Origin of the sequence: Microcystis sp. M_QC_C_20170808_M9Col, assembly GCF_007095495.1 — a bacterium.
Taxonomy (GTDB): domain Bacteria; phylum Cyanobacteriota; class Cyanobacteriia; order Cyanobacteriales; family Microcystaceae; genus Microcystis; species Microcystis aeruginosa.
The window spans coordinates 1-9,071 of the sequence record NZ_SFBZ01000293.1; the positions used below are offsets into that span (position 1 = coordinate 1).

The following is a 9,071-nucleotide window of genomic DNA, read 5'->3' on the forward strand; positions in this document are numbered from 1 at the left end:
ATGGCTCTGGAGTCAACAATTAGGCTTATATTTGGGTTTATCTGCCAATAAATTGCGCTATTTTACCCCCGAAGGGGAATTAGTACCCACTCCCGCAGAAGCGGCACAACAGGCAGAAAATCGGGTTTTAGAGGCAGAAAACCGGGTTTTAGAGGCAGAAAGCCAAGTCCAGCAAGAAAAGCAAAAAGCTGCGAAATTAGCGGCTAAACTGCGGGAATTAGGCATAGATACCGAGGAAAATCTCTAGTCTCCTTTTGTTATTCAATAACGCTATTTTCGGGGAGAGGTGAGGGTATTTGGTGTCATTTAGAGGCCTCATACTAAATCCGGTTATTAAAAACTGATTATTTATTCTCCCCTTTGCCTTTTGCCTCTTGCCTTTTGCCTGTCTTGATATGTAGCCTATACTCAACGGATTTAGTATCATAGTTGACTAATCACAGAAAGCCCCGCGCAAGCGTAAATTTTCCCGCAATTCCTCGGTCATACCCACATTATCGGTAAACTTTGTCCCCTTCACTTTTGCCCCGCTAAAATTCGCTTGAGTGATGTTGACTTCAACCAAATTAGCTCCTTCTAAATTGGAGCCGATTAAATTAGCTAAAGCCAAACTAGAACGGTAAAAATCAGCATAACTTAAATCGGCATTAGCTAATAAAGCCCCGCTTAAATCTGCTCCCCTAAAACTAGCATGACTGCCATTAATTTCGCTTAAATCAGCATCGGTTAAATTGGCCCCGCGCAGATTAGCTTGATAGAGATTGGCCATACCTAAAGATATACCACTTAATTCCGCGGCTAGGAGATTTGCCCCAGTAAAATCCCTTAGGGGATCGAGTTCAGCTAATTGGGCCAGTTCGAGAAAATCATCACTAACAGAAGCATAAATTCCCTCGATTTGTGCTGGCAATTTCTCTAAATTTTCTGATGCTGCTGGTTTCGGTTCCACTAGAACAGTATCTAATTCTACTGGCGATGACCCCAAAGAAATACGACTCAAAAAAGCATCAAATTGATTTTCCATCAGGAAAAATGCTAACTTTCGCTCTAAAATACTATGTTTATTGGGACTTAGATCGTGTTTCCATAATCCCGATGTTTCCGTGATACAGATATCGGCAGCTGTCACCGAAAATTGCACCGTGAGATGATAAGGTTCTTCCTCCACACTCACGGTTCCTAGGTTAATCCTTTCGAGCGCTCCTGTAAATATTGACTGAACACTTTTGAACGATAACCGCCATTGATAATTATTAATACGATTTATGTATAACTCTTGACTAGAAAGAGGATTTGGTGTTAGGTGACAATTAACTAAAACAAAATCTAATTTTCCTCCTTTCAGTCCCCATTTAATTTCCCCGCCGAGGAGAGATTGAATTTGAGCTTGTAGGTGTAAAGTTAAATATAAATCAAATTTTTGCGAGTCGGTGGCTACTGGTTCTAGGGTTAAAGATACACTATCGGGATAGCGATCAAAGGCAGCTAAAAGACGCATAATCTAAAAGAGAAAAGCCAAAATAAACAGTAAAAAAGTGGTGTTTCTCCGGCCCTAAAGCCGAGAACTCACCCCTATTTAAAACAATAGCCGATTTTCTCGATCCTCGATGAACATTTCTTCGGCGATCGCTGAACGATTGCCCCTGAAAATCAAGGTTAAATTAGTTGACTTTCTCTTTTTTGCCGATATTGTCGTCCGCGTTAAAAAACATCGGCAAAAAGCGTTCCATAAACATTTTTGGATCACGATTCCAGGCTTTTTGCGCCGCTTCTACCCGGAATAATTGTAATTTCGGGTCGAGAAGGGATTGGGGTAAACGTTCCATCAGATATTGAGGACGTTCCCAAAGCGGCATAGTAGCGGCGATTTCCATTAAATGACCGACGCGGCGCAATTCTGCCCCCAGGGTGATATCCATACCCGATTCATAGGCGGCCTGTTCGATCGCTGAGTATTTGGCCTTCGCTTTTTCGACTTTTTGCCGATGTTCGGGGCTTTTTTGGGCAATTTTGGCTAACCAACGATTACCCCAACGCACATGACCCGCTTCTTCAGGAAAAATTTTGGCGATCGTTTCCCGAATTTTCAGATTTTCTGGGGTTTGTTCCCCTTCCTTGAGGGCATAGATATGGGCGGCAAAGTATTCGCATCCCCGTTTTTCCGTGACGTTAATTGCCGCTAGGGCCGCAATCAGTCTATCTTCCCTTTGTTCTTCGCCTTGGAATTGGTCTTGATCGAGAAGACGTTCAAATTCGTCGATATAGGACAACCCCGGCGGTTTCCCCACATCGGCCCCCAATTCGATCAATAAATCGGTTAACCAGTAAGCATGGCGGGCCTCATCGGCGACGTGGTGGGAAAGGTCCTGGATCAGTTCTTTTGGTTGTCCGTCTAAGGTTTCGATCAGTTCGGTCAGGTCTTTACAGCTACGTTGTTCGTTGTAGCGGTAGCGGTTGAGGGTGACAAGATGAATTTCGCGATCGCTAATGACACGCTTCATGATGTCGCGAGCGCTCATCGTCTTCTTGAATTTACGAGGGTAAGCAACGGTCATGAGTTTGTATCGTTTTGTAAACGGCTTCCCCTATTCTAACGGAGTTTTTTCCCGATCTGGCAAGGGAGCGGGGAGTGGCAAGCTTTTTTCAGTGATCAGTAAACGGTAATCAGTAAACTGAAAACTTACATCTGATAACTGATACTAAATCCGGTTATTAAAGAATGATTATTTATTCCCCCTTTTGCCTATTGCCTATTGCATGAGTGCCTATCCTCATAAGTAGCCTATGCTCAACGGATTTAGTATGATAACTGATTCAAGTGGGAAACAAAATTAGGTGGTGAAAAAAAGATATTTGTCAGGAGAGTCACTATAAAAACATCAGTTTTAAAGATTTTTTTGGCAATTATTTTGATTAGGAAATATTTGACACTTCCAGGGGTGACAGAGCGACTAAAAGGCTCGCTGGATAAAGCGCATAGCCGTTAGAACTCTAGAAAAATCTTGGTGTTTTCCAGCAGCAATTCTCATTTTGAAATAAATGATGAATTAACCCCTATTGCGAACCTCAAAGTTTAGTACAAGAGAATTATGTCGTCAGCTATAGGGCGATCACCAAAAAGAAAAATTGACCCGATTTATTATCAAAATAAAAATTTATAATTGTTGTCCGTTAAGATAAAATTAATAGGTGGAACTCTATTAGTTAGTCAAATTTCCTCAAGATGGCAAAAAAGGCAGCGACTACGGACTACAGTAATCATAACAATTGTCGTCGGTTGGGTTGACCCAAGGAAACCCAACAAAAAGCAATGGGAGGAGGGGAATAGCGAGCGCTCATTCAGACAGATTTAGGTGTTGGGTGTTGGGTTTCGTTCCGAGGTCTCAATCTACAAAACGATGCGGCGCTCGCCCTGAAGTTCTTTCCCAATCATCGTCGTCTATTCCGTATTTCTCTCTTAAGTGCTTCTCATCCATAGCTTTCATGCTATCATACCTTTACCCTCCTGAACGGTTACGCTTTAGGAGTTAGTATATGCTAGGATCACTGTCAACTCAGTATAAATAAGAGTAAGTAAATCAACATGAGGCTCTTCTGGTACTGACAGTTTCTTCCGCCAAATAGCCCTAAAAGTTTTGCCCGATAAGCATTTCACGATTCTATAAGCAAAAATTATCACACAAAGTCGAGAGGAGCCAACATATGAGTTTAAAACCTCAATCTCTAAGAACAAAAAAACGTTTTAGCATAAATGTATTACTAATCATCGTCATTCTTTCACTAAGTATTTTTTTGAGGTTTTTTGAATTATCCCAAAAACCCTATACAACAGACGAGGTAAGAACGCTGCTTAGTTCTTCAGGATATACCAGCCAAGAGCTTATCTCTCAATCTTTTAATGGACAAATTCTTACTGTTAAAGACCTAAACAAGTATCAAGACTTTGCCAGTGAGAAAACTGACAAAGATACTATTTACGCCGTAACTAAACAAGATTCCAATCCGCCTCTTTACTTTATCCTACTTCGCTACTGGATGAAATTTTGGGGTAATTCGGTTCTAGTGACTCGCGGTTTATCTGTGTTGATAGGCTTATTACTATTACCTGTGGTTTACTGGTTATCTTTAGAATTATTTTCATCAAGTATAGTAGGTTGGATGACAGTTTGCTTAATTGCTGTTTCTCCTTTCCATATGATTAATTCTCAGGAAATTCGTTTCTATAGTCTATTTTCGTTAGCAATTATATTATCTAGTTTGGCACTACTACGCAGCCTGAGAAGTAACAATAATTTTAACTGGTTAGGTTATGGATTAACTCTTGCATTAGGTATTTATTCACACGTTAATTTTATCTTTGTCTATTTTGCACAAACAGTTTATGTAATTGTTACTCAAAAATTTAAGTTTAATAAATTAATACTAAACCATATACTGGCTTCTACCATTTTATTTGTTTCCTTTCTTCCTTGGGCTTTATTTATTATTATAAATTGGAGCAACCTCACATCTGGGCTAGGCTGGATGACTAACTTTAAAATTAGTGTCCTTGAAAGAATATTAACAATTATTTTTAATACATCCACAGTTTTAGTGGATTTTAACAACCAGTTCAATTTTAAAAACCCCTTACCGTATCTAATATTTATTATCATTATATATTCCTTTTGGTTTATGTATCGCAAGGCTCCATTTCATACTTTCTTATTTATAGCTCTATTAGTTATCATACCTGGTCTATCCCAGATTATTCCCGACTTTTTGCAAGGTGGTAGAAGAACTATATACTCTCGCTATCTTACTCCAAGCTATATAGGGGTTAGTCTGTCTGTTGCTTATTTACTTGCTTCTAAAGCTTTTCATGGTGTTGAAAAGCCTCTCAAAAGAAGGTTATGGCAATTGATCAGCATAGCCATAATTTCTCTAGGAATATTTTCCTCTCTTGCTATTGCTAAATCTCCTACGGGAAGAACTCAAGGAATTGTACCTATTATGAACTTACAGATTGCTGAAGTAATTAACAAATCACCTAATGTCTTAGTAATTACTGATGATATGTACCATCGAGTTCTGGCTTTAACTCACTTACTAAATTCAGATGTTTATCTACAGGTTGTCTATGGGGAAAATCAAAAGGAACTAGAAGAAAAACTATCTAAATTAGAGCAAATAGGTAGTAAATTTGACAATATATTTCTATACATCCCCTCTGATCAATTAATTCAGCAAATCGAGACTAATGGTTACAATACTCAGCTTATAGTCAGTGATAAGGATAAAAAGCGATATTGGCTTTATAAAATAACTAAGTAGGGTCTGGATTTGCCCAATACATGAATGCTAAAAAATTAACAAAACCTTGATTGACAAGCTGCCACTGGGTACACTTTCCCCTTGAAAATGGCTGTACCGTTGGCTGTATCTAGACTAGAGCGATTCCGTAGAGTTGGCTGTATAGTGATCGCTAACCTTATTAACACAGATGATGTCATTAATCTCTAGAGTCAGCGATTCCTTCTGTAGCCATGTTTTTGATGGTTTTCTCCCCTGAAACAAGCTATAATGGCAAAAAGGTCAAATTTGAAAAATTTTGGGCGTTGCTGAATCAAAATATGAGTGCCAACTGTGCAGGTTCCCGTGCAAAAGTTAGTTTGGGTCTAGGTTTTAAAAATCCCAGACAAGAAGATTCCTATCTCAAATCAGCAACCCCAGGATTTCATGGGTATTTCCTCGGTTTGGGTGATTTGAGCTTCTATCAAGAGTTGGCTGAATATCGGTGTAAGTCTTGCTATCAAATAGTTTTGGGCTTTTTTGACCAGAAAGTGGCAGAAACAAAGGTTGGGAAATCAAAATAAGCTAAGAGGTTTATCCTTTTACAATGTGATCACTAAACTGTTCCGCAGTTCCGTCGTTCCCGAAAAGAAAAACTTTGTACTTCACCATTAAGATAACTGCTATAGTATCGAGGAAAACTAGAATTGTCTATGAACACATTTACCCCCCATCAAATTGTTAGTTTATTCTGCAAAAATCGAACTTTATACGGAGAAGTAATTCAGGTGATCGAAAGTCGTTCGGCTCTTTGGGTGCGTCCTCTTTGGTTAATTGTAGCCGATAGTTTTGAGACAATTGATGTGCGGGAAGGTTCCGATTTAATCCTGCCGATGGACTTATTTAAACCCGCCTTAGACACGGAAGTTTTACCCCTATTCTCCCAAGTTATTAAAGATAATTATATCACTAATATCTCCTATCCTCTCCAGGAATTTGTGCGGAAAGTGTGTCAAAATTATCCCGAATATTTTTAGAAAAATTTATGATTGATGAAGGTTACGTTAAATATAATTGTACTTGGATTCCTGACCGTCCCTTAGCAAGCTCAGAGATTGCAGAATTAAATTATTGGCGCAATCGCCTCTATCGACTGGGATTAATCGGTCAATACGATAACGGAATCGGTTTTGGGAATGTGAGTCAACGAGGAAAAATAGACAAAGAAATCATTATTTCTGGCACTAACACCGGGGGGATTCCAGTATTAAATGAATCCCATTACACCACAGTTATAGACTACAATTGGCAAGAAAATCGGGTCACTTGTCGGGGAACAATTGCCGCTTCTTCGGAAACTCTCACCCATGGGGCAATTTATGAAGCGAATCCCCGGATTAATGGGGTGATTCATATTCATCATCGCCCCCTGTGGCAAAATTTGATGTATCGAGTGCCGACCACTCAAGAAAATATCGCCTATGGAACCCCAGACATGGCCGCAGAAATTATCCGTTTATGTCAAGAAGAGCGTCTAGAGGAGCAACAAATTTTAGTGATGAGTGGTCATGAAGAAGGAATTATCGCCTTTGGTCAAGATTTAGCAAAAGCGGGCAATTTATTATTATCCTATTACTGGCAATCTCAAGCATCTTGAAAGTGACCTCCTCTCCAACTCACCACCAGGGAGAAAAAAGTAGTTTTGATTTAGTCGTTTTCATGTTAACTTATTCTGTAGATTTTCGTCTTTGAGGAATGCCATCGTGATCGACATCTTCCATCATCTATCTGTCTCGATCGACTTTTCGCCCCTTACCAATGTCTTGATGACTATTTCGGAGCAAGACGTGGATATCATCGGCAATGTCCAGAAATCCTTCTCAAATTTTGTCAAAACTGGGCAAGCATGGGCCTTATTAATCGGTTTGGTTGTCGGTTATATGTTTCGAGGTTTTACTTCTTATTAGCTTTTCGCCTATCAGCATTCAGCCAGAGTGAGCAATTCTTGCTATTCTTATGCTTGTAGGGTTGGAGATTTTTCTAACCTGAAGCGGTAATGCTATCAGCAGCGGATTATTCCCCAAAATTGTCCAGCATATTTTGGTTAACTTTATACACAATAATCTAACGAAAACAGTGACAGCAAAGAAAACTTGGAGCGATCGCTTTGAAGGTAGTCTCCATCCTACGATCGTGGAATTTAACGCCAGTATTGGCTTTGATATCGAATTAATCGAGTATGATCTCACCGGATCGATCGCTCACGCTAAAATGCTCGCCTATACGGGTATTATCAGCCCCGAAGAAGCAGATAGTCTCGTCTCTGGATTGGAACAAATTCGTCAAGAATACCGCACCGGCAACTTTAACCCCGGCATCGATCAAGAGGACGTGCATTTTGCCGTAGAACGTCGTTTAACCGAGATCGTGGGAGATGTGGGCAAAAAACTGCACACGGCCCGTTCGCGAAACGATCAGGTAGGAACGGATATTCGTCTGTATCTTAGACAACAAATCGATGATATTAGGCAAGAAATTCGCAATTTTCAGCAAGCTTTAGTCAATCACGCCGAAAACCATCTGGAAACCCTGATCCCCGGTTATACCCACCTGCAGCGCGCCCAACCGATTAGTTTAGCCCATCATCTCCTAGCTTATTTTCAAATGGCCGAACGGGATCACCAAAGATTAGGAGAAATTCGCGCTAGGACTAATATTTCGCCCCTAGGATGCGGGGCCTTAGCCGGGACGACTTTTCCCATCGATCGTCATTACAGCGCCAATTTACTCGATTTTGAGCAGGTGTATAACAATAGTCTCGATGGAGTTAGCGATCGAGATTTTGCCATTGAATTTATGACGGCCGCTAGTCTGATTATGGTCCACCTGAGCCGTTTGAGCGAAGAAATGATTCTCTGGTCTTCCCAAGAATTTAGTTTTATCACTCTCACCGATAGTTGTGCCACGGGATCTAGCATTATGCCCCAGAAAAAAAATCCCGATGTTCCCGAATTGGTGCGCGGCAAAACAGGGCGGGTTTTTGGGCATTTACAAGCGTTATTGACCTTAATGAAGGGTTTACCCCTAGCCTATAACAAAGACTTGCAGGAGGACAAGGAAGCGTTATTTGATGGCGTTAAAACCGTGCGGATTTGTTTACAAGCGATGACGGTACTTTTAGCCACCGGGATTCAATTTAAAACCGACCGATTAGCTAATGCGGTGGCGGAAGATTTTTCTAATGCAACGGATGTGGCGGATTATTTAGCCAGTAAGGGGATTCCCTTCCGAGAAGCTTATAATTTAGTCGGGAAAGTCGTTAAAAGCAGTTTGGCAGCGGGTAAGTTATTGAAAGATTTAACCCTGACGGAATGGCAAGAATTACATCCAGCTTTTGAGGCCGATATCTACGACGCGATCGCTCCTCGTCAGGTAGTAGCGGCCCGTAATAGCTATGGTGGCACAGGTTTTGAACAAGTGCGATCGGCTTTAATTCAGGCTAAAGCCATTCTCGATCATCGAAAATTTGCGTCTGAAACCCCGCCGTTCTAGGTTGGCTTTACGTTAGAATTAAAAGGCCAGTCTCGAAAACCAAGTGGACGGCGCAGCACCGTTCGGCTGAGCTCACGGCCGAAGCCTTGAAAACTCGGCTTAGGGGGTTCCGACCAGAAAAGCTTGGCTGGGTAAAAAGTCGCGCGCAACAAGTACAAGAAGCTATAGGCGGTCAACGTACCGTGGGACACACGGAATCGGGCTTCTGAAATGGGGCGAAAGTCTGTGGACTCTGTGTAAGACAGTAC

8 protein-coding genes and 1 pseudogene are annotated in these 9,071 nt (G+C 41.0%); 7 read left to right on the plus strand and 2 right to left on the minus strand.

Annotated elements, in window-relative coordinates:
- Positions 1 to 247, plus strand: a pseudogene (locus tag EWV68_RS18605) (Uma2 family endonuclease); the annotation flags it as partial.
- Positions 248 to 433: 186 nt separating this feature from the next.
- On the opposite strand, the gene EWV68_RS18610 reads toward EWV68_RS18605, so the two are convergent.
- Complete coding sequence (locus EWV68_RS18610; protein ID WP_287170672.1) at positions 434 to 1,498, minus strand: pentapeptide repeat-containing protein; 1,065 nt, start codon at positions 1,496 to 1,498, stop codon at positions 434 to 436.
- A 163-nt stretch (positions 1,499 to 1,661) separates the two neighbouring features.
- Positions 1,662 to 2,555 carry a ferritin-like domain-containing protein gene (locus EWV68_RS18615; RefSeq protein WP_287170673.1) on the minus strand — a complete coding sequence of 298 codons (894 nt, stop codon included), beginning with the start codon at positions 2,553 to 2,555 and terminating at the stop codon, positions 1,662 to 1,664.
- A 1,147-nt stretch (positions 2,556 to 3,702) separates the two neighbouring features.
- Here EWV68_RS18615 and EWV68_RS18620 point away from each other — a divergent pair.
- From EWV68_RS18620 to argH, 6 genes are all read left to right on the plus strand, one after another.
- Positions 3,703 to 5,313 carry a glycosyltransferase family 39 protein gene (locus tag EWV68_RS18620; RefSeq protein WP_287170674.1) on the plus strand — a complete coding sequence of 537 codons (1,611 nt, stop codon included), beginning with the start codon at positions 3,703 to 3,705 and terminating at the stop codon, positions 5,311 to 5,313.
- Positions 5,314 to 5,525: 212 nt separating this feature from the next.
- Positions 5,526 to 5,855, plus strand: a complete 330-nt coding sequence (locus EWV68_RS18625) for a hypothetical protein (RefSeq protein WP_287170676.1) — start codon at positions 5,526 to 5,528, stop codon at positions 5,853 to 5,855.
- A 129-nt stretch (positions 5,856 to 5,984) separates the two neighbouring features.
- Positions 5,985 to 6,308, plus strand: a complete 324-nt coding sequence (locus EWV68_RS18630; RefSeq protein ID WP_012265241.1) for a hypothetical protein — start codon at positions 5,985 to 5,987, stop codon at positions 6,306 to 6,308.
- 8 nt (positions 6,309 to 6,316) lie between these two features.
- Positions 6,317 to 6,928: a class II aldolase/adducin family protein gene (locus tag EWV68_RS18635; protein ID WP_061433294.1), complete on the plus strand. Its 612-nt coding sequence runs from the start codon at positions 6,317 to 6,319 to the stop codon at positions 6,926 to 6,928.
- A gap of 106 nt (positions 6,929 to 7,034) precedes the next feature.
- The gene (locus EWV68_RS18640; RefSeq protein WP_050766283.1) at positions 7,035 to 7,238 is read left to right on the plus strand and encodes a hypothetical protein; all 204 of its coding nucleotides are present in this window, start codon (positions 7,035 to 7,037) and stop codon (positions 7,236 to 7,238) included.
- Between the two features lie 169 nt (positions 7,239 to 7,407).
- Positions 7,408 to 8,823: an argininosuccinate lyase gene (gene argH / locus EWV68_RS18645; protein WP_002759216.1), complete on the plus strand. Its 1,416-nt coding sequence runs from the start codon at positions 7,408 to 7,410 to the stop codon at positions 8,821 to 8,823.
- Positions 8,824 to 9,071: the final 248 nt, after the last annotated feature.